This is a genomic window from Corynebacterium sp. sy039, assembly GCF_007904105.1.
Classification (GTDB): Bacteria; Actinomycetota; Actinomycetes; order Mycobacteriales; family Mycobacteriaceae; genus Corynebacterium.
Map to the genome: position 1 here is coordinate 132,888 of NZ_CP042325.1, position 20,109 is coordinate 152,996.

Sequence of the window (20,109 nt, forward strand, 5' to 3'; positions counted from 1 at the left end):
CGTCGCAACATACCGAGCAGCACCAGGCGTTCCCGCTGGCAACCTGGTCACAGGCGCGTCGGGAAGTCATGCGCCAAGTACGTTCCGTACCAGGCGCACGCCTGAAAGCATTGTGCGCCATTATCCTTCTGTGCGTAGGATCCGGCTGCACCGTGATGATGCCCCGCCTGCTAGGGCAAGTTGTGGACGTGGTGCGTGATGGTTCCGGGAACCTTGGGCTTCTCGCTGGGCTTATGGCGGCAATTGCCCTGGTTGGTGCGATAAGTCAGGGGAGTGGCTTCTATCTTCTGGCGGTCATCTGTGAACGCGTGATCGCCAACCTCCGCAGCACGATGGTCGGCACCGCCCTGGGGTTGCCCCTGCATAACGTTGAAGATGCGGGCACTGGGGATTTGGTCAGCCGCTCTACCGACGATGTTGCCGAAGTCTCTGCTGCTATCTCCGAAACCCTACCTGTGCTGACTACCAGCACATTCACTATTGCAGCGACGGCGGTAGCGCTGACTTCCCTTGACCCTCGCTTGCTGGCGGTAGCGCTTGTTACCTTGCCGGTGTATTGGTGGGCGGCGCGTCGTTATCTGAAGGTCGCGCCGGGGCGCTATGCGCAGGAACGTGCGTGGATGGCTACGCGGGCGCGTCGGGTGTTGGAGTCGATTCATGGGCGGGCGACGGTGCGCGCATTTCGTATGGAGCAGGAGGTACATGGGTGCATTGGGGAGGCATCCGAGGCTGTGGTGACGCAGGGGATGCGGGCACGTATGAGCATGATGGTGCTATCCCTATGGATTACTGTTGCCGAGTTTATCCTGGTGGCGGGTGTGTTGAGCGTTGGTTTTCTGTTGGTGCGCGCAGACGCGGTGAGCGTGGGGACGGTGACGGCCGCGGCGTTGATGATGATTCGTATTCGCGGTCCGATCATGATGTTGATGCGTGTGCTGGATACTATCCAGTCTGGGTATGCCTCCTTGGCGAGGATTGTGGGTGTGGTGGTGGATCCACCGCAGCCGGTGCCGGATTATGGTGCCCCTGCTGCGCGTGGGTTGATTCAGCTGCGTGATGTGGAGTTTTCCTATCCTGGCGCTGTTGCTGGTGGTGGTGTTGCTGGTGGCGCTGAGTCGGGTGACGGTGCTGAGCCGGGTGGCGTTGAGCTAGGCGCTGATCCGAGTGACGCGGAACCTACTGGCGGTGCTGCTGGCGGGCAGGCCGCGGTGCATGGCGTGTCTTTTGAGATTCAACCGGGACAGACTGTGGCGCTGGTGGGTGCGTCGGGCGCAGGGAAATCCACAATCGCAGCGCTACTGATGGGCTTGCGTGTGCCCAGTGGAGGCCAGGTGTTGCTGGATGGTGTGCCCGTGTCCGCGCTGTCCGACGCCGAGCGTTCCACCCGCGTAGCAATGGTGAACCAAGAAGCCCACACTTTCTCCGGCTCGCTGCGCGAAGATGTGGCAATCGCCTGCGAAAATGCCACTGACCGGCAGGTGTGGGAAGCCTTGGATGCGGTTGGGGCTGGTGATTGGGCGCGCGGGTTAGAGTGCGGCCTGGATACGGAAGTGGGGGCTATGGGGGTTCGGGTGGATCCCGTGCGGGGGCAACAGATTGCATTGGCGCGGGTGCTGTTGATGGATCCTGCTGTGGTGGTGATGGATGAGGCTACTGCGGAGGCTGGTTCGGCGCTGGCGGGGGAGTTGGAATTGGCTGCTCAGCGGGTGCTAGAGGGACGTAGTGCGTTGGTGGTAGCCCACCGACTAGACCAAGCTGTTCAGTCTGACCGTATTATGGTGATGGATTCCGGGCAAATTATCGAATCTGGTACCCATCGGCAGCTCCTGAGCGCCAAAGGTGAGTATGCGCGCCTGTGGGAGGCGTGGTCAAGGGGGAGGTGAGTGAAGAGAAATGTATTTATCTGTGGACGAATAACAGGGCATACCGTAGTCTGAAGTATGAATCCACAGCGGGGGGGCAATCCTTCCGTGATTTGATGATGATTTGATCTTGGTTTGATTATGGCGATCATATCGGCACAGTGAGGGATTGTGGTGCCAATCTTTGCTGAATTTCTCCATGTCAAGGGTCATTATCATCGTGATTATCGTGGGCAATAGATGCTGTATTTAGTGCGCAGGAGGGAATGAATGATTACCTTTGATCATGTCAGCAAGTCTTTTAAGGGTAGAGAAGTATTGTCTGATGTATCTTTTGAGGTTCCAGAAGGTTCAATCACGAGTCTGATTGGTCCGAATGGTTCTGGAAAATCAACCTCATTGAGGATATTGCTGCAATTGGAGACTGCAGATAGTGGCGCAGCTCGGTTTGGTGATTTGGATTATTCCCATTACACGCAACACGCTCGTGTAGGAGTTTCCTTGGACACTATGGTGCATCATCCATCTCGTCGGGCGATTGACCAAATGTTATGGATTGCTGCGGCTATGGGCCTAACGAAGAAAGAGTGCTATGAAAAATTAGATTTTGTTGGTCTTGGTGATGCACGACGACGTAGGGTCAAGGAGTTTTCTCTTGGGATGAAGCAACGTCTGAGAATTGCGTGTGCTTTGCTGGGGGATCCCAAAGTGCTGATTTTGGATGAGCCAGTTAATGGTTTGGATCCTGAGGGGATTCGTTGGTTACGGGAATTTCTTACTGACTATTGCGGACAAGGTAATACGGTTCTTATTACTAGCCACCTCATGAATGAACTAGAGCAACTAGCGACGACCTTTATCTTCTTGAATCGTGGTCATATTGTCGAACAAGTTGATAGAGATACATTGCGAGGAAAATATCAATCACTAGAGCAGGCTTATTTTTCTCTCACGTCTTCTTCTAAAGGAGATTTGTGATGAATCAAATTGTTTCTGAGCTGCGTCGATTTTGGTCGATGCGTGAGGTATATATTGCTTTTGTTCCTACAGTCGTGCTGTCACTTGTTTTTTCTGTGATGAACGTCAGTGTCATCAATGCAGTAGTAACTGGTGATCTTGAATCTCAGAACCTAGATCCTTCTTTGGCGGATAAACCAATTACTGACTTACTGAGCGAAGGCTACTTAGGGCCGGTGTATCAAAGTGCTGTGATATTTATACCGATTACTGTGGCAGTGCTTTTTCATCGTGAGTATTCTTATGGTGATCATGAGCAAATACTTTTATTTCCCCGAGGATTATTTGCTCGGAGAATAGGGACAATGATTACTCATTGTGTGTGGTCGCTTGTGGTTTCCGTCTTAAGTGCCGTATGTAATTATTGTGTTTTGCTCGTATTATTGCATGCTGATGCACGGGCAGAATTATCTATTCTTACAGCTGCTGGTGTGTGTCTTCGAGTATGGGTCTTTGCGATATTATTTTCTCTCATGGCGCTTTTGGTTGGCGCTCTTTCGCAAAAGCTTTTTGCTAGTGTCGTCGTTCTTTTGCTTGTTTTCTTTATTTCACTCAGTGGAGTGCTCAATGTTGTCAGTCCGTTTCTTCATAATTGCTTACCGTTAATCGGAGGAAAGAGTTTTGTGTTCCTCAAAGCATCTGAAGGTCCGTATAGCATAGCGGGGAGTTTGGGGTTGCTGTGCGCCTGGATTGTGGTTTGTGCTGGTATTTATTTGGCTCTTGCGGTAGGAAAGAGGCGATAACTTGTGTTCGCAATGCGTAGTTGCATAAGAAGATGTCTGTCCTTGCCCTCTGTTCAGATTGCTGTGTTGTTTCCCATTGTTTGCGTTTTAGGGATGAGGATTTTATCCCTTTTAGGTGCGGAGATTAATGGTCAGGCACTAGATGGTGGTAGTGCAAATGTTTTTGTGGTGTTGGGTTATGTGGTGGTTTTAGCTAGTTGTTGGGTGGCAGCTACCAGTAGTAATCAGTTTGACGGTGAGTTTGGGCAGTTGTTGTCGAGACGGCCAGGCGTCGTAAAGCATGATTCTGTGGTGATCCTGTGTGTCCTTTTGGGGATGTTGTGGTATGTGGTTGGTTTGATGAGCTTTCTGGTATGTAATCCGGCTGTTCCTTCGTATATGAGTGTTGGTTCTTATGCGCTCATTGGTTGTGAAGTGATTACACTGTCGGCGGTTGGTTGCTGTATCGGTTTATTATTTCAGAATCCTGCGGTTAGCGTTACGGTTCCTGTTTTGTATTTTATTTTGGTATCTCCGGCTGTGCATCGGTTATTTCCTTGGGCGGATTCTTTGGGCATAGCTGAGCGCATTCGTGACATCTCTCTAGGTGAAAGCACTTTTATGTGGTTTTTATGGGATATGACGATTTCTGTGTTGCTGTGTGCTCTGTTATTGATCATCCGACGATTGGTGAGTCATAATCGGAAACGAATGGGCTAAAGCCTATGCACAATGTCATTGCCGCACTGCAACAATTTTTCCTGAGCTGCTACGTTTGGCACTAAGCTGTGCGATTGCCTGAGGAAGGTCGTCGAAAGCGAAAATTTCACCTACAACCGGGCGGATGGAACCATCGTTAAGCGCTGGGGTGAATTGCTCTAGCTGGTGACCGCTGGCATGCATGAATAGGAATTTGTAGGTCACGTTGTGTTGTTTGGCGGCTTTACGCTGCTTGCGGCTGAGGAAACTCATGACCGGTTTCAAGAGTGGTTTACCAAGTTGTGCGGCAAATTCCGCATCAGGAGCTGCGACGACGCTCAGCAATGTGCCACCCGCCTTAAGGGTGTGCATTGCGCGCAATGTTTCTTCGCCGCCGAGTGTATCGAGTACGACATCGAAATCTTGGACATAATCCTCATATCGCTGCGTGCGATAGTCAACCACAATATCGGCGCCCAAATCATGTGCGAGCTCGACATCTTTGGTGCTCACTGTGGTGGCTACAGTTGCGCCAAGATATTTGGCGACTTGTACCGCAATGGAGCCTAGGCCGCCAGCGCCGCCTTGGATAAATACTTTTGATCCTGCACTGATCTGTGTTTTCTCCGTGAATGCCTGAATCGCAGTGAGTAATACCAAAGGAATCGAGGCAGCTTGTTCCCAGGACAGCTGCGATGGTTTCGGTGCAATATCTGCCACATCGACATTGACAAACTCGGCAAATGCCCCGAGGGTGAGGATATCTGGGCGGGCAAAAACCTCATCGCCTACTTTCCAATTGCTGACGCCACTGCCAACTTTTGTGATAATGCCAGAAAACTCATTTCCCATGATCATCGGTAGTTTGTATGGGAATAGTTGCTTAAATTGTCCCTGCTGAATCATGTTATCCAAGGGGTTAATGCCTACTGCTTTTATTTCTACAGTTATTTGATGAGTGTCTGGTTCGGGTATGGGGGATTCGAGCCACTCGAATGGTTTGTTATATGCGGTCAGTGCTAGTGCTTTCATGTTTTCTCCTTTATTTTTGATGGTTGGGAGGGTGCGCATTATGCGACAACAGTTCAATAGACTATGCTAGGTTTATAAAATAAACTTAGCTGAGGGTGGAGAAAATTGTCAAAAGGAAATCATGAAAATCCGTCGCTAACCCAATGTCCCATAGCGCGCACAGTGGCAATTATTGGCGAAAAGTGGAGTTTGCTTATTCTGCGTGACCTTGCGCGCGGGATGAACAAGTTTAGTGAGATACAGCAAAGCCTTGGGTGTCCTAAAAATTTACTCTCGACGAGACTCAAGACGTTTGAGCGGGCAGGAATAATTGCTCGCAATGAATATCGGGAAGCGGGTGCAAGGGCACGGCAAGCGTATTACCTTACAGAATCGGGAAAAGCATTGATCCCTGTGCTGCTCGCATTACAGGATTGGGGCGAAGAGTATCTTTTACCGTAATCTACGGATATAAAAAACTCTCTAGCTAAATAAAAAGCTAAAGAGGTTTTGTGGGCCCTCCGGGACTCGAACCCGGGACCTGCGGATTAAAAGTCCGTAGCTCTACCAACTGAGCTAAAGGCCCTGTGATGTATTAAATCACCGAGACTAATTTACCAACTAATGTCCTTTTTGTGAAATCCCCACCTTATTGCTGTTTTGGGAAGGTGTTGACGGTGTTTTAGTGGGCGAAAAAATGATATGCGTTGGATATTTTCGTGGTGAGTATTGTTATTGAAAATATGAAAAGGCGTATCGCATCAAGTTTTGGATATGATGTGATACGCCTTTTGATGCGTGCGCTTAATGCAAGATAATGCTGGCTATGCCTGCCTCTGTTGACCAGAGGTATTTATTGCTTTATTGTGCCACCCATTTGCTCACGCAAAAATGATTGTATCTCTTTGTCGTTATCAATATCCTTTGTTGTGGACTTTGGCATTGGTGCTGCGTCGGTATCGACGCATTGTGAGAAGATCTGGCTCCATCGGTTGGAGAGCTTCTTATTGTTGATACCAAATGTGATTGACATGAGCGTTCAGCTCCTTTCCCTAATGGATCGGGAACTGTCCTAGGAACAGTTCAATTAGTTAATGTGTAATTAACCTTACATCACAAAAACATTGGTGCAAACCCATGATTGGAAAAATCTCCACATTTTCTCTTTTTGTCTGGGCAAAAATGCACATCTAGCTTGCGGTTTACTTAATGAAAATTTTTTAGAAAAATTTTATTCCTTCTTATGATTTTCGTTGTTTTTCCGGGATACCGATCCAGTATGACCTAAAAATTAACAAAAGTTAAACAACTCTAAATCTTTTCTTGAAGGTTATTTGCTTGACTGAATCTGAGAACTGGATATGAGAAATAGTGTTCTTTGTAGTAGAGGTTTTGGGTTTGGTGGGATGAGTGGGATATCTCTTGTGGATCAGATTAGGGTGGAAAGGTTTTTGATGTCTAAAACATATGGAGTCCATTCCTTACGGAGTGGACTCCACTGAGCTTTTTGTTTGAGGAATTGATTAATTATTTATTGAAAGGCATATATGAGTATGTGCTTTTTCTCCATCTATTCTAAAACTGAAGATTCCGTCATGTGCCGCTATTTTTTCTTGTAAATTTTTCAGCCCTATGCCATTGCCTTTTCCTTGTTGTATGGGACCAATAGATAAGATATCTAGCTCAAAGGACTTGTTATATGTAGCTCGTATATAAACTTTTGCATTAAGTTGATGTTTTGCGGCGTTAGTGAGCGTTTCGCTGAGTGCTTTATACATGATGGTTGAAGGTGGAAGATGATTATCCAGCTCAGCGTCAATATCCATACCGCTGCTGCGGAATCTATCAATTACAGTGGCAAGACTGGTTTGGGTGGCGTCGGAATGCAAACTGGAGATAAAGGTACGTACCTCTTCAATTCCTTCTCCGGCTATTTGTTGAATGGTTTGTAGTGCCTGTTGAGCCTGATCTGGGGCGTATATTCCAGCTGATGCTTGCATACGAATCACAGCGAGAGAATGGGCAAGAGTGTCATGTACTTCAGCAGCGATACGTGTACGTTCTTCTGCTCGAACTTGCACTTGTTTTTCTCGTTCACGCTTGCCCCACAGCAACACGAGAAGAATGACTGACCAGTGTGCCACTAGCATTGACGCAATATCTTGTGGGCGCTCAAGATAGGTAAGACCATAACCAAAGTCATATTCTTTAATTCGCCACATCAGCGGTGAAATGATAGATCCTGCCCCGGCAAAGAGGCATCCCAATGCAGCACTATGGGTATGTGATGAGCGGGCAAGTTTATAAAGAGCCCAAGGGACAAGGACTATATATAGGGTGATGCCTGTATTGTTAGGCAATGCGTGAATAAAAGCTAATTGCCATGCGCATACACTGCCAAGAATAAGGAATGCCCCAAGGACGAGATATTTTCTTGTCTCTAGTAATCCTGTTGCTATGCACAGCAATATGGCGAGTATGAGATCTGTAATGCTCAACCATGATGGTTGCAATGCCTGAATTAGGTAGAGGATTGCGTAGAGCATACTAAAAATTAATGGGATAAAGCGCATGGGATCCTATGTTGGTAAGAAAAATTTGCGAGTTTTGCGAGATTTTCAGACAAAAACATCATTTATGGAACAGATACGAATGCAAGGGCGTGCACCTGATTTTTGCTTGATAGGCTAGTAGATATGTTTGCGTTATACACTCTCCCGGGTATTGCTGCTGCATTGATAATAGGAACAGTATTATTATGTGCCAATAAAATCCTGATAAGTAAAGAAATCAGCGCGCGTTCCATAAGTAGGTATGTGTTCCTTGCTGTTGGCATTGGAATCTGGTTACTGTGGACATTACTTAACTCTCTTCCTGGCACGACACCTGCCTGGGGTTATGTTCCGGTTACTTGGGGTTTCTTTCTTGTGTGGTTATTGCTGTCTTTTGCTATTCGTTCTCGTTCTGATGCCAGATCAGCAGCTCAAGACGTAGATACAAACTAACTGTTTTTTCTTCATTCATGACTCGATCATGCCAGGTTTGTTGTATTCATTCCTCCATCAATGGGATGAATATACAGCAAAGTTTTTCCTACCTAGGTAGGAGTAAAAGATAATGGTCACCAAGTACAGTAAGAAACGTGTCTATCCGTATTATGCTTGCCGACGACCAACCGCTTCTTGTGAGTGCGCTGAAAACTATCTTGAACTCTCAAGAGGACATGGAGGTTGTAGCTACAGCACATGATGGTGATCAAGCTATTTCCTGTGCGCAACGCTACAATCTTGATCTTGCAATTTTGGATATTCGGATGCCGCATTGTGATGGGCTAAGCGCACTACGAGAAATACTTGCTCTTGAGAGGGGAATAAAAGTGCTGATGCTTACTACTTTCAATGAGCCTCGTGATGTAGAAACTGCCTTGCGGCTGGGTGCACATGGTTTTTTGCTTAAAGATGCCGATCCTGCGGAGTTAATTTCTGGAGTACGCGCTGTGGCGCGTGGTGAATCAGTTTTGTCTTCTGGAGTTACTGGTACGGTGCTTGAGTCCTGGCGTGCAGTGTTGACTCAGGGAGAACTATCTAGTCAGGCACGCCAAGGATTAAATATGCTGACACCTCGCGAAGTGGAAGTGCTTAAACTTATTGAACTAGGTCATACAAACCCAGAGATAGCAGAAAAACTGTTTATCTCTGGGGCGACGGTTAAAACGCACGTCTCAAATTTATTGGCAAAGTTGCATTGTCGTGACCGTGTAGCTTTAGTGCTGCTAGCGCAGAAAGCGAGGCTCTAAATGCTGCTGCCAGAGTTATTAGTTCTTCCAGGAGTGCCCATCGGTGGTGTCCCTTGTGGTGGTTTTCTATCCATCACACTTGCTTCACTTTCACTGCCTGATTCACTTGGTTTACGTAGCGCTCCGGTCGCGTCACTTGGTTCGCCTTGGGTACCTGAATCGCCCGAACCGCTAGTTCCGCCAGATCCACCCGGTCCTCCTTGACCACCAGGGCCACCGGCTCCACCGGGACCATTACTTTCTTTCTGGGTGGCAGAGTTAGCGTAGTCATTGGTCGGATCACGGTAAATAGTGTGCACATGGCCCCAACCAGAGGTAATCACGCCTTCCACATCAGCACCGGCTGAACCATTCTGGCAAGCAAACTCAATATAAACCTTTGGACCACTAATCTGGAAATAAATACCCTCTCCACTATTCATGTCATAAGTAGTAGCACCTGACCAGTTGATATAGGTGTCATCTAATGTTTGGCGAATAGTCTCTAACTGCTTGGATGTGGTTTCTTCATCAGCAAGCCCCACCCACTGCGCCACGACGTCGAGAAGCAAATCCTTTTGCGCATCAGTCAAATCGGAACCTTTAATACCAGTGCCCGTTGGGTAATCACAGGTACTACCCGGTGCACATTTCATCGCTGCGACTTCTTCGCCCTGGTAGAGCTTGGATTTCTGGTCGTCGTTCAAGCTGTTATAGAAAGCAAAAGCGGCAGCATAGGTCTTATCCATAGGTTTGACAGTCTCACCCTTATCATTGACGAACTCGGCGGGCTGGGTGCCAAGGTGCGTGGGCGCAAAGGTGAGCGTGTCCTTGTTCATGGTGGCGTTAATGCCCAGGTGGTGACCACCAAACTGGAGAGTCCAAGCACTAGAATCACTAGGGTTTCCGTAGAAACCAATGTAATACTGACCAAGGGAATCCTCTGTGGAGTTGCTGTTGTCCAGCAGGTACTGATCACCTTCCATGATTGCTGTGACCTGGGCGTAGGCGTCGTCGTTGAGGAGAGCTTTGAGGACGTTCAAGGCTGCGGTGCGTTGTTCATCGTTGAGATCTTTGAGGTTGATACCAGCGCGCTGTACGAAAGTTACCGGGAAGTTTGACCAGGTAATTGTTTTGTCCTCATCGGTATAATCCTTGAGAATGGTGTTCTTCTGTTCCTCAGAAAGGGTGTTCAGGAACTCTTGTGCTGCAGCCGCGGTGTCTTTGATTGTTTGGGTAGTGGTAGTTGCGTCGGCGGTTGCATCTTGACTAGAAGCAGAAGAGGTACTCGTAGCTGTTGTACTAGTTGCGAGAGCCTGAGCGGATTCAGATTGAGAGCAAGCACTCAACGCTAGACCAGCAATAACGACAGTGGACACAAAAGGAAGGAAAATTTTTCTATTTCTCATGACCATCAAGTTACAAATCATTTCTGTGGATAACCTGATATGTCACTGCGTATCACTGGTGTAAAGATACTGAGTTTACTGATTAAACATCAGGAAACTCTCAGCTAACCCTGTGGGATAAAGTTCCATATACCGTACCTATTGCGCTCATCAGCCGCACGGGAAAGTCTAGAGCTAGAAGAACAAAGGAATGGCGTCGAATAGCTAATAACTGACCCATTCCTTATGCTGTCCTATACTATGTGCTCAATGTTGCTTAGCTCGCAGCAGCAACTGCCTTAAAAGCCTGGTCAAGATCCGCAAGAATATCCTTAATATCCTCAATACCCACAGATAAACGGATAGTTGCCTGGTTAATTCCGGCAGAAGCAAGCCCAGCCTCATCAGACTGTGAATGTGTGGTGGTTGCAGGATGCACGACGAGCGAGCGCACATCTCCCACATTCGCAAGATTCGAGTGCAAACGCAAAGCGTCAATAAACTTCCAGGCCGTTTCACGAGCAGCATCGCTATCAGCAGAACCTGTGATTTTCTCAGCGTCCAGGTCAAAAGAGAGCACAGATCCGGTGTATTCCAACCCCAACTTTTCTTTCACCGCATACCAAGGGGAAGAAGAAAGACCAGCATAATTAACCTTTTTCACCAATTCATGCCCATCAAGGAAAGCGGCAACCTGCGCTGCATTTTCATTATGACGACGCACCCGCAAAGACAAAGTATCCAATCCCTGAGCTGTCACCCAAGCGTTAAAAGCAGAGGCTGTGGCGCCGGTATCTCGCAAAAGACCAACTCTGGCTTTGAGACCAAAGGCAGCTTCACCGAGGTCAGCATATTTCAACCCGTGATAGGCAGGGTCAGGGGTGACAAAATCAGGGAAAATAGGCTCACCGGTCTTAGGGTTGGTGACAGTCCAATCAAAACTACCCCCATCAATGAGCGCACCAGCCAATCCGGAGCCATTACCGGTGTAGAACTTCGTAAGGGAAGCAACGACAATATCAGCACCATGTTCTAGCGGACGCACAAGAGCTGCGGTGGCAAGAGTGTTGTCCACAATCAAAGGAACATTATTGCGGTGGGCAACCTCTGCCACAGCAGGAATATCAAGAATATCTGCCTGGGGGTTAGCAAAAGTTTCACCATAAAAAGCCACAGTATTGTCTTGCACTGCTGCCTGCCAAGATTCTGGATCATCAGGATTATCCACAAAAGTGGTGGTGATTCCTAAGCGGGCTAGAGTTACCGAAAAGAGGGTTTCGGTTCCACCATAAAGCCTGGGGGAGGCAACAATATGGGAGCCTGCGCGCGCAAGGTTGAGGATCGCTGCTGTTTCTGCTGCCTGTCCAGAAGCAAACAGAACAGTATGCACTCCGCCCTCCAAAGAATTGATGCGATTTTCGACGGCTTCCACGGTTGGGTTGGTCAGTCGTGAATATACTGGGCCTGCATCTTCCAAGGCGAAGCGCTGTTTGGCGTGTTCTGCGGAGTTGAACACATAGGAGGAGGTGTTGTAGATAGGGAGATTACGGGCACCTGTAGGATCTACTGGCTGACCTGCGTGTATTTGTCGTGTATCGAATCCCCATTGGGTTGTATCTGTGTTGTCATAAGAAGTCATGGTTCGACAATAATAGACAGAGCAGTCTGCAATAAAGAAAAGGTGAATATATACCGTTTTTCATGCAGAAATAATAAAATAAGCCCCTGATATACATAATAAAAACCTTTTCCATATACACTATAGGTGTGTTGCTATCCGATAAAGATATTCGTAAAGCTATTACTCAAGGCGATCTTGGTATTGAACCTTTCGACGAAGCGCTTATCCAGCCTTCAAGCATTGACGTACGCATGGATAGATTTTTCCGTGTCTTTAATAACTCCAAGTACACCCACATTGACCCTAAAGAGCAGCAAGACGAGCTCACCAGCCTGGTAGAAGTCGCAGAAGATGAGCCTTTTGTGCTACACCCAGGCGAGTTTGTTCTGGGCTCTACCTTGGAAAAGTTTAGTTTGGCGTCGAACCTAGCAGGCAGGTTGGAAGGAAAATCATCCTTGGGGCGCTTAGGGTTGCTCACGCACTCCACGGCTGGGTTTATCGATCCTGGTTTTAGCGGCTATATCACCTTGGAATTGTCCAATGTTGCCAATCTGCCCATCACACTATGGCCAGGTATGAAAGTGGGGCAGTTGGCACTATTCCAGATGACCTCGCCAGCAGAAGTGCCTTATGGTTCTGGGGTATTAGGCTCGAAATATCAAGGACAGCGTGGACCTACCCCGTCGAAAGCCTACTTAAACTTCCGTTAAACGCTTTTTAGATTTTATTTGCCCCGTGTTCATATGTGTCCACTAGGTTCAATGCTATGCGGATGAGTGTTATTGGCACCGGCTATCTTGGTGCAACCCATGCAGCGTGCATGGCAGAACTTGGACATGATGTACTTGGCGTTGACGTCGATAAGCGCAAAATCGATTTGCTTTCCTCTGGTCAGGCTCCTTTTTACGAGCCAGGTCTACCCGAGGTACTCCAGCGCAATATCGACGCCAACCACTTGGCTTTTAGCACCAACTATGCTGATGCTGCCGACCATGCGCATGTGCATTTTCTCTGCGTGGGTACCCCGCAACAACGTGGTTCATATGCCGCCGATATGCGTTATGTGCGGGGGGTAATTGAGGAACTTGTGCCGCTTCTTGAGGGTGAACACATAATCTTTGGTAAATCCACAGTCCCGGTTGGCACTGCTGCGGGTCTGCAAGAGCTTGCTGATTCTTTATCACGACCTGGTACCCGAGTGGAAATCGCCTGGAATCCAGAGTTTTTGCGTGAAGGCTATGCAGTGCATGACACCATTAGCCCTGACCGCATTGTCATTGGTTGCTCGCAATCTAATTCTGGGGTCGTGGAATGCGCTCAAGAAATCTACGCCACGCCCATTTCGCGCGGCACTCCATTCCTGGTCACCGACCTTGCCACTGCTGAATTAGTGAAAGTGAGCGCCAATGCTTTCTTAGCAACCAAAATCTCTTTCATTAACGCAGTAAGTGAGGTCTGTGAAGCAGCAGGAGCAGATGTTACGCTCTTAGCAGACGCTATCGGCTACGACGAAAGAATCGGACACAAATTCCTCGGTGCTGGTCTGGGATTTGGTGGCGGTTGCCTCCCCAAAGATATTCGTGCCTTTATGGCACGCGCTGGTGAGCTAGGTGCGAATGAAGCCTTGACCTTTTTGCGTGAGGTAGACGCAATCAATATGCGCAGACGCGAACACTTGGTTGCGCTAGCTAAGAAAACTGCTGGTGGCTCGCTTATCGGCAAGAATGTTACTGTCCTTGGATGTGCCTTTAAGCCTAATTCTGATGATGTGCGTGACTCACCAGCGTTGAGTGTGGCAGGTTCGCTCTCGTTACATGGTGCTCAAACAACTGTGTATGATCCACAAGCTATGGATAATGCGCGTGCAGTTTTCCCAACCCTGACCTATGCCGACAGCACTCTAACAGCACTAGAAGATGCGGATTTGGTTATTTTAGCCACAGAATGGCAAGAGTTCCGTGATCTTGACCCTGTGCAAGTAGGTGCCTTGGTGCGCACCAAAGCAATTATTGATGGCAGAAATGTGCTTGACCCTAAGCAATGGCAAGCAGCAGGATGGACATACAAAGCACTCGGACGCAGCCTCTAGTAGTGCTGAGAGTCCACAGACTCTCAGCACTACTAGAAGAAGGAGAGATATTTGCGCAGCTATCTTCAGTATCTCTCTAGCTATTGTTTATAGCTGGATAAGAAGTTACCGATTCTTTCGATAGCTTCGCTTAGTTCGCTTGCCCAAGGCAAGAACACTAATCGGAAATGATCCGGTTTTTTCCAATTAAAACCGGTGCCTTGGACAAGCAAAATCTTTTCCGAACGCAACAGATCGAGCATGAGCTGAGTGTCGTCGTGAATGTCATAATAATTCTGATCAATTTTAGGAAAAGCATAGAGTGCCCCTTGGGGTTTCACGCAGCTAATTCCTGGAATAGCATTGAGTCCTTCATACGCGACATCACGTTGTACTCGTAATCTACCACCTGCTCGGGTGAGGTCATAGATAGACTGGCGTCCGCCCAAAGCGGTTTGGATAGCGTGCTGAGCAGGAACATTTGGGCATAGTCGGGTGCCAGCCAAGAGGTCAATTCCCTCAATGAACCCACGGGCATAGTGCTTTGGCCCGGTAATAATCATCCAACCAGCACGGAATCCTGCGACGCGGTATGCCTTGGACAAGCCATTGTAGGTAATGCAGAGAACGTCGTGAGCTAGGCTGGCAATGGACGTATGTACGGCATCGTCGAAAAGAATCCGGTCGTAAATCTCATCAGCCAGAATGAGTAAGTCGTGTTCTCTAGCAATATCGACGATTTGCTTGAGCAATTCCTCTGAATAAACAACACCCGTAGGATTATTGGGATTGATGACCACAATTGCTTTGGTTTTCTCAGTGACCTTAGCTTTGATGTCTTCAATGTCGGGGAACCAGTTATTTTCCTCATCGCAATGATAATGCACAGGCTTGCCGCCGGCCAGGGAGGTAGCCGCGGTCCACAAAGGATAGTCAGGGGCAGGGATGAGCACTTCGTCTCCGTCGTTAAGCAGTGCTTGAGTGGTTACCGTAATGAGCTCAGAAACACCATTGCCCAGGTAGACATCATTGACATCGAAATGCGGGAAATTTGGGGTCATCTCATAGCGCGTGACAATTGCACGTCGAGCAGAAATAATGCCTTTGGAGGAAGAGTAGCCTTGTGCCGTGGGGAGTGAGGCAATCATATCGCGCACAATGACATCGGGAGCCTCAAAACCGAAAATAGCAGGATTGCCAGTATTGAGCTTAAGGATACGGTGTCCGTCGAGTTCGAGACGCTCAGCCTCTGCCGCAACTGGTCCACGAATCTCGTAGAGCACATCCTTCATTTTGTCTGATTGATCGAAGGTACGACGCGGGCGTTTTTTAGCAGGAGCAGTGGCGTTAGGGGCAGTTTTTTTCTCAGTCATTTTATTACTATAGCCCCTTACGCTAGGAAAAGCACAGAATACAGTGCACAGAGCAATCCTTGGGAAAGGATGAAAAGGGAAAGAATACGCCTTTAACGCTTAAAACGGGTGATAGCGTCATCCGCCCAATCAAGAACCTGATGTTTGAGCTCATTACGACGCTGTTGCAATAAAGCACGCTGCTGTGCCTGCTGCTGTTGATGCTGCATCCGCATCAGTGCAAGTTGATTGCGTTGTTGCGCAGCAATTGCCCGAGTGCGCTGACGCTCAAGCTGCTGAAGCGAAGGCGTGTACCAAGAATCTGGACCAATGCGCATAATGTAGAGCAGAATAATAACCGCAGGTAGGAATGCCAATGGTAGGGGATCGTTGAGATACAGACTATAAAAAGTGGCACCCAAAGCACTAAGACAGCTTAGACCTGCACGGATTCTTCTTCCTGAAACACGTAGCTCATTAATTTCCGATTCAGTATAAGTACGCTCTGGAGTAGCTGCCTGGATATCCATAGGTGGGCTACTTGGTGCTGGTAAATCACTAAACACAGCAAGTAAATCTGAATACAGCACTGCTTGGATTACCTGATCGACACGTTGTTCGTAGGCGTCAAGACTCAGGCGCCCCTCAGAACAATGCGTAGTTAATTGGTCAATGGCGTGTTCACGCTCTGCATCACTAATACGATAATCAGAAAAGTTGGGATTGCTCATACCGTTCCATAATAGTGGACGCAAGCCCATTGAGCTAGGGAAATTTTTATCCTCAACGAGGAATTGGTGTGCGTCGAAAGTTTTTTAACTGCCCATTATGCTTTTCGACGCTCACCGCTGGCCCAAACACTATTCTTCTTTTGCTTGAGGCTGAGTATCTTGCTGCGGAGTTATACCAGGTGGTAGCGCAGAACCAGGTGGTATAGGCACTGAGGGAGTTGGTGGTTGTGGTACTGCAGGTTGAGCAGGTGCTGTAGGAACCGGCGGCGTGGCCACAGGTGGGACTGGAACAGAACTTGCTCCTGGTGCTGGTGGTACTGCAGGGTGAATAGGTGCCGTAGGAACCGGCGGCGTGGTTGGTGTTGGAATCACTGGCACTACTGGAGGGACAGGAGCTGGTGGAACTGGCACGTCGCCACTATTAGCCGGTGGCGCTACTGTCGGTGCCTTGTGGGTCTTTGCCGAAGGTGTTTTCTGCTCTTTGGCGGTTGCCTGAGCAGGTACCTGAGTAGTCTTACGCGGTGTGCGTCGTGGGGTTTCTAAGAAAGTTTTAGCCTGTGGATCAGGTAATTTATCGTCGATCAGTATGCTGTCGCGCAGCATAAGCGCAACATCGCGTACAGCAGGTGTTGTCTCTGCTTGTGCCGCTACAGTTTTTACCCCACCGGTGAGCATCGTGTTGCAGAACGGGCAACCGACGGCAATTTCTGCAGCACCAGTAGCAACAGCCTCTTGAGCACGATTTTCATTGATACGAGTACCGAGTTTTTCTTCCATAAACATTCGCGCCCCACCAGCACCGCAACAAAAGCCTTCATTGCGGGTGCGATCCATCTCCACAAGCTCGGCACCGGTGACACCAAGCAGTTCTCTCGGCGGATCAAAAACCTTATTGTGTCGCCCGAGGAAACAAGGATCATGATAAGTAATAGGAGCACGATTGTGCGGACTCCGCGGAATAGGGGTGAGTCGGTTATCACGAACCAGACGGTTGAGCAGTTGCGTATGATGAAACACATCAAAATGTCCATCAAAATCTGGATACTCATTGCGCAGCGTATTAAAACAATGCGGGCAACTCGTGATTATCTTGCGCTGACCAGGAACTACCCCCTCAAAAACCTCATTGAGAGTGCTGATATTTTCTTTGGCTAATTGCTGGAATAAAAACTCGTTACCAGCGCGCCGGGCAGGGTCACCTGTGCAGGTTTCCCCACGAGAAAGCACAGCAAATTTCACGCCAGCAGTATGCAGTAACTCTACTATTGCGCGAGTTGTACGCTGGGCGGCATCGTCGAAAGCGCCAGCGCAACCAACCCAAAATAGGTATTCGGTATCGGAAAAATCATGGATATCTTCACCGAAAACTGGTACCTCGATACCGTCGCGACGCGCTTTGCTTATCCAATCTGCGCGCTGTGTGTTATTGCGCCCCCAAGGATTGCCTTTGACCTCTAGATTCTTGAATAGGCCTGCTAGTTCGGAAGGGAACTCAGATTCGGCGAGAACTTGGAAACGGCGTAAGTTTGCCACATGGTCAATATGCTCAATATCCACCGGACATTGCTCCACGCAAGCACCGCAATGCGTGCATGACCACAGCGCGTCGGGATTAATGATTGCTGATTCACCAACAAGTTTGAGAACATCGACATTGGCGTGGGTGTTGGTTGTGGCAGCATCACGAATATCGGTCATGAGCAGCTTGGGCGACAAAGGCTTTTGGGTATTCCATGCCGGGCATTGTTCCTGGCAGCGACCACATTCAGTGCATGTAGTGGCATCGAGGAGCATTTTCCAGGAACCATCGGCAAGAGTACCAGTGCCTAGGGTTGGTTCGGTCGGTTCCACATGGTTCGCCTCGTCAGCATTGTCTTTGTTGTCTTTGTCGAGAGTGCCTTCATCAAGCTCAGCCAGAGTATCTAAGGTGAGGGCTTTGCCTTTCCACACCATGGGGGTTAGTGCGCCTAGGGCTGGGGAACCATCGGGGTTGCGTCGGAAGAAAATGTTAAAAAAGGCAAGGAATCGGTGCCAGGCAACACCCCAGTTAATGTAGTGCGCTACTGCGCCAAGCCAGATCATGGCGCTGAGTAATTTTATTAAGGCAAAAACACTGACCAGGGTGGCAGAAGCGGGAAGTAAGAGTGCAATGTATCTGCTGAGGAAGTCTGCCCATACGCTACCTCCGCCGTAGGTGGCAATTTTGGCGGCTTTGACCAGCAACATTCCCAGTCCTTCGATGAGCACTACCAATTCCACGAACACAGCGGCACGGGAATTTGAGCCATAAAAACGTGCTGGGGAAGTGGCGCGAATGACCATAAGGCAGCCAATGCCCACAATGGTTCCTACAGCAAGGAGTTCTTCGCAGAAGTGGTAGACCGGCCATTCGTGCAGCAGCCACCAGCCACTATGTGGCGCAAAGACTTGAATATACGCCTCGAATAAAACGAGTGATCCGCCGATAAAACCAATCATGACCAGCCAATGTGCTGCTGCGACGAGCGGCTTGCGGGCGAGTTCAGTGTGGAAGAAAACCTTGCGCAGCATTGTCGCTAACCGCCGCACCGGCTGGTTTGTGCGTGGAGTAGTGGCAGTACCGGAGCGGATAAGCCGGTAGATCTTTGCTCCTGCAAAGAAGAAATAGCACCATGCTGGAATGGAAATGATGACCGCAATAATGCCTAGGATTGCAGAAGGAGAGAGCTGGGTTGGGGAGGGTACCACAATCACATCCTTAGGGCTTGGTTTTCTTCTGCATAGCTCTTTGCACGGATCATGGGTGAGCCTATGCAGAGATGCACTGTGCCCATTCTACGGTGTGAGTATTCTGTTGAAAAACTAAGAAACTATACGCACACTGGGATGCCATGAGCACGGTCAATAAGGTTGCGCCAGTGCGACAAACTATAACCGGTGGGCAGCTGCAAAGGATTAACCCACCGTGTGACTGCTAGATTACGGTTTTGGATGATTTCTGTTAGACCAGAGGAGGCAAGGGGGAACGTCGTAGGGCGTATCTGTTCTAGACGCGTTAAGAGTGTGGATAGTTCGTACTCTGAGGCGTGTTGTAGTTCAGTGCTGTCGAGAACGAGTGAGTAGAGTTGTGTTAATTCTGTCAGAGATACATCGCGCCCAACTTCTATATTGCCTAATAGGTGGATACTGGTTCGCCCGATTTTTGCTAAAGGGTGCTGGGTAAGCGAGTAAGGTGCGATACCTATGGGTGCTGGTCGACGATCAACCATATCTATGTGCTTGATGGATATATTGTGGCGGCACATGAGTTGATCTGCAAGGTAAAGTCCGGTTGCGCTAGCGCCAATGATGATCACTGATAGCTGTGGCTGCATCGTTATTCCTTTCAACTCATCTATGTGCTTGGTATGTCTAGTATGACCCAAAGTAGACTGATATGTCTAATAAGAGTCTATATTATATATACAGCTCTGTCTATTTATTATTCTTGTGTGCTTTATGTGTTTGGTGTTTCGGGAAAAGGGGGTGGTTATGTGTGCTGTGTTCTACCAAGATTGACATATAGATTTTACCTATAAAATATATAGATATTTTCCTGGTGTTTTACCGATTAGAGAGTGCGTCACCTCCGTCAACAACGTGAAAAAGAGGACACTTTATGCCAGTTTGCGTCCCTGTCTGTGCAGGTGAGGGGGTTCTTGTTAGTCTATGTCAATTTTGGTAGAACACAGCAGGTTATGTGTGTTAAATCTGTGCGCCTGCTCACATTTTTTATGTAAAGGCAAGGGAAAAACACGGCATTTTGCCAGAATTATCTCTATGGCTTAGTTCTATTTACCTTGAGTTCACTTCCATGCTGGACACTACGAGAGTCGTTTTTGTAC

The 20,109-nt window shown here is 48.4% G+C and carries 18 protein-coding genes and 1 tRNA gene; 9 read left to right on the forward strand and 10 right to left on the reverse strand.

Annotated elements, in window-relative coordinates; all coding sequences use genetic code 11:
* Positions 1-68 precede the first annotated feature (68 nt).
* The 4 genes from FQV43_RS00610 to FQV43_RS00625 all read left to right on the forward strand — a co-directional run bounded on the left by FQV43_RS00610 (position 69) and on the right by FQV43_RS00625 (position 4,321).
* Positions 69-1,883 (forward strand): ABC transporter ATP-binding protein, encoded by a 1,815-nt coding sequence (locus tag FQV43_RS00610; protein WP_146340314.1) that lies wholly within the window; start codon positions 69-71, stop codon positions 1,881-1,883.
* 249 nt (positions 1,884-2,132) lie between these two features.
* Positions 2,133-2,840 (forward strand): ABC transporter ATP-binding protein, encoded by a 708-nt coding sequence (locus FQV43_RS00615; protein ID WP_144273657.1) that lies wholly within the window; start codon positions 2,133-2,135, stop codon positions 2,838-2,840.
* Positions 2,840-3,622, forward strand: coding sequence for a hypothetical protein (locus tag FQV43_RS00620; RefSeq protein ID WP_146338145.1), 783 nt, complete (start codon positions 2,840-2,842; stop codon positions 3,620-3,622). Before FQV43_RS00615 ends, FQV43_RS00620 begins: the two co-directional genes overlap by 1 nt.
* A 93-nt stretch (positions 3,623-3,715) precedes the next feature.
* Positions 3,716-4,321: a hypothetical protein gene (locus FQV43_RS00625; protein WP_146338147.1), complete on the forward strand. Its 606-nt coding sequence runs from the start codon at positions 3,716-3,718 to the stop codon at positions 4,319-4,321.
* 15 nt (positions 4,322-4,336) lie between these two features.
* On the opposite strand, the gene FQV43_RS00630 is transcribed toward FQV43_RS00625, so the two are convergent.
* On the reverse strand, positions 4,337-5,332 hold the full coding sequence (locus FQV43_RS00630) for an NADP-dependent oxidoreductase (protein ID WP_146338149.1): 996 nt from the start codon (positions 5,330-5,332) through the stop codon (positions 4,337-4,339).
* Positions 5,333-5,437: 105 nt separating this feature from the next.
* Here FQV43_RS00630 and FQV43_RS00635 point away from each other — a divergent pair, with 105 nt between their 5' ends.
* Entirely contained in the window at positions 5,438-5,773 is a 336-nt protein-coding gene (locus tag FQV43_RS00635; protein WP_144273661.1) for a helix-turn-helix domain-containing protein, read from the forward strand.
* A gap of 51 nt (positions 5,774-5,824) precedes the next feature.
* On the opposite strand, the gene FQV43_RS00640 is transcribed toward FQV43_RS00635, so the two are convergent.
* The 3 genes from FQV43_RS00640 to FQV43_RS00650 all read right to left on the reverse strand — a co-directional run bounded on the left by FQV43_RS00640 (position 5,825) and on the right by FQV43_RS00650 (position 7,884).
* Positions 5,825-5,897 (reverse strand) — tRNA-Lys (locus FQV43_RS00640).
* Between the two features lie 267 nt (positions 5,898-6,164).
* On the reverse strand, positions 6,165-6,344 hold the full coding sequence (locus FQV43_RS00645) for a hypothetical protein (protein ID WP_144273662.1): 180 nt from the start codon (positions 6,342-6,344) through the stop codon (positions 6,165-6,167).
* 490 nt (positions 6,345-6,834) lie between these two features.
* On the reverse strand, positions 6,835-7,884 hold the full coding sequence (locus tag FQV43_RS00650) for a sensor histidine kinase (RefSeq protein ID WP_144273663.1): 1,050 nt from the start codon (positions 7,882-7,884) through the stop codon (positions 6,835-6,837).
* A gap of 123 nt (positions 7,885-8,007) precedes the next feature.
* Between FQV43_RS00650 and FQV43_RS00655 the strand changes: the two genes are divergently transcribed.
* Positions 8,008-8,316 (forward strand): hypothetical protein, encoded by a 309-nt coding sequence (locus FQV43_RS00655; RefSeq protein ID WP_144273664.1) that lies wholly within the window; start codon positions 8,008-8,010, stop codon positions 8,314-8,316.
* Positions 8,317-8,453: 137 nt separating this feature from the next.
* Positions 8,454-9,107 (forward strand): response regulator transcription factor, encoded by a 654-nt coding sequence (locus tag FQV43_RS00660; RefSeq protein WP_144273665.1) that lies wholly within the window; start codon positions 8,454-8,456, stop codon positions 9,105-9,107.
* Here FQV43_RS00660 and FQV43_RS00665 read toward each other — a convergent pair.
* Positions 9,104-10,495, reverse strand: a complete 1,392-nt coding sequence (locus tag FQV43_RS00665; RefSeq protein ID WP_146338151.1) for a DUF3500 domain-containing protein — start codon at positions 10,493-10,495, stop codon at positions 9,104-9,106. The two genes, FQV43_RS00660 and FQV43_RS00665, sit on opposite strands and share 4 nt — an antisense overlap.
* A gap of 256 nt (positions 10,496-10,751) precedes the next feature.
* Positions 10,752-12,113, reverse strand: coding sequence for an O-acetylhomoserine/O-acetylserine sulfhydrylase (locus FQV43_RS00670; RefSeq protein ID WP_146338153.1), 1,362 nt, complete (start codon positions 12,111-12,113; stop codon positions 10,752-10,754).
* A 128-nt stretch (positions 12,114-12,241) separates the two neighbouring features.
* Between FQV43_RS00670 and dcd the strand changes: the two genes are divergently transcribed.
* Together dcd and FQV43_RS00680 are read left to right on the forward strand one after the other, a co-directional pair.
* Positions 12,242-12,805, forward strand: coding sequence for a dCTP deaminase (gene dcd, locus FQV43_RS00675; protein WP_146338155.1), 564 nt, complete (start codon positions 12,242-12,244; stop codon positions 12,803-12,805).
* A gap of 56 nt (positions 12,806-12,861) precedes the next feature.
* Positions 12,862-14,184: a UDP-glucose/GDP-mannose dehydrogenase family protein gene (locus FQV43_RS00680; RefSeq protein WP_210415248.1), complete on the forward strand. Its 1,323-nt coding sequence runs from the start codon at positions 12,862-12,864 to the stop codon at positions 14,182-14,184.
* An 80-nt stretch (positions 14,185-14,264) separates the two neighbouring features.
* Here the strand turns inward: FQV43_RS00680 and FQV43_RS00685 are convergent, their stop codons facing one another.
* The 4 genes from FQV43_RS00685 to FQV43_RS00700 form a co-directional block, all read right to left on the reverse strand.
* The gene (locus FQV43_RS00685) at positions 14,265-15,536 is read right to left on the reverse strand and encodes a pyridoxal phosphate-dependent aminotransferase (protein WP_144273670.1); all 1,272 of its coding nucleotides are present in this window, start codon (positions 15,534-15,536) and stop codon (positions 14,265-14,267) included.
* Positions 15,537-15,628: 92 nt separating this feature from the next.
* The gene (locus FQV43_RS00690) at positions 15,629-16,246 is read right to left on the reverse strand and encodes a DUF1707 domain-containing protein (RefSeq protein ID WP_168195004.1); all 618 of its coding nucleotides are present in this window, start codon (positions 16,244-16,246) and stop codon (positions 15,629-15,631) included.
* Between the two features lie 129 nt (positions 16,247-16,375).
* The gene (locus FQV43_RS00695) at positions 16,376-18,976 is read right to left on the reverse strand and encodes a (Fe-S)-binding protein (protein WP_146340318.1); all 2,601 of its coding nucleotides are present in this window, start codon (positions 18,974-18,976) and stop codon (positions 16,376-16,378) included.
* A gap of 119 nt (positions 18,977-19,095) precedes the next feature.
* On the reverse strand, positions 19,096-19,599 hold the full coding sequence (locus tag FQV43_RS00700; protein ID WP_146338157.1) for a hypothetical protein: 504 nt from the start codon (positions 19,597-19,599) through the stop codon (positions 19,096-19,098).
* Between the last annotated feature and the right edge of the window lie 510 nt (positions 19,600-20,109).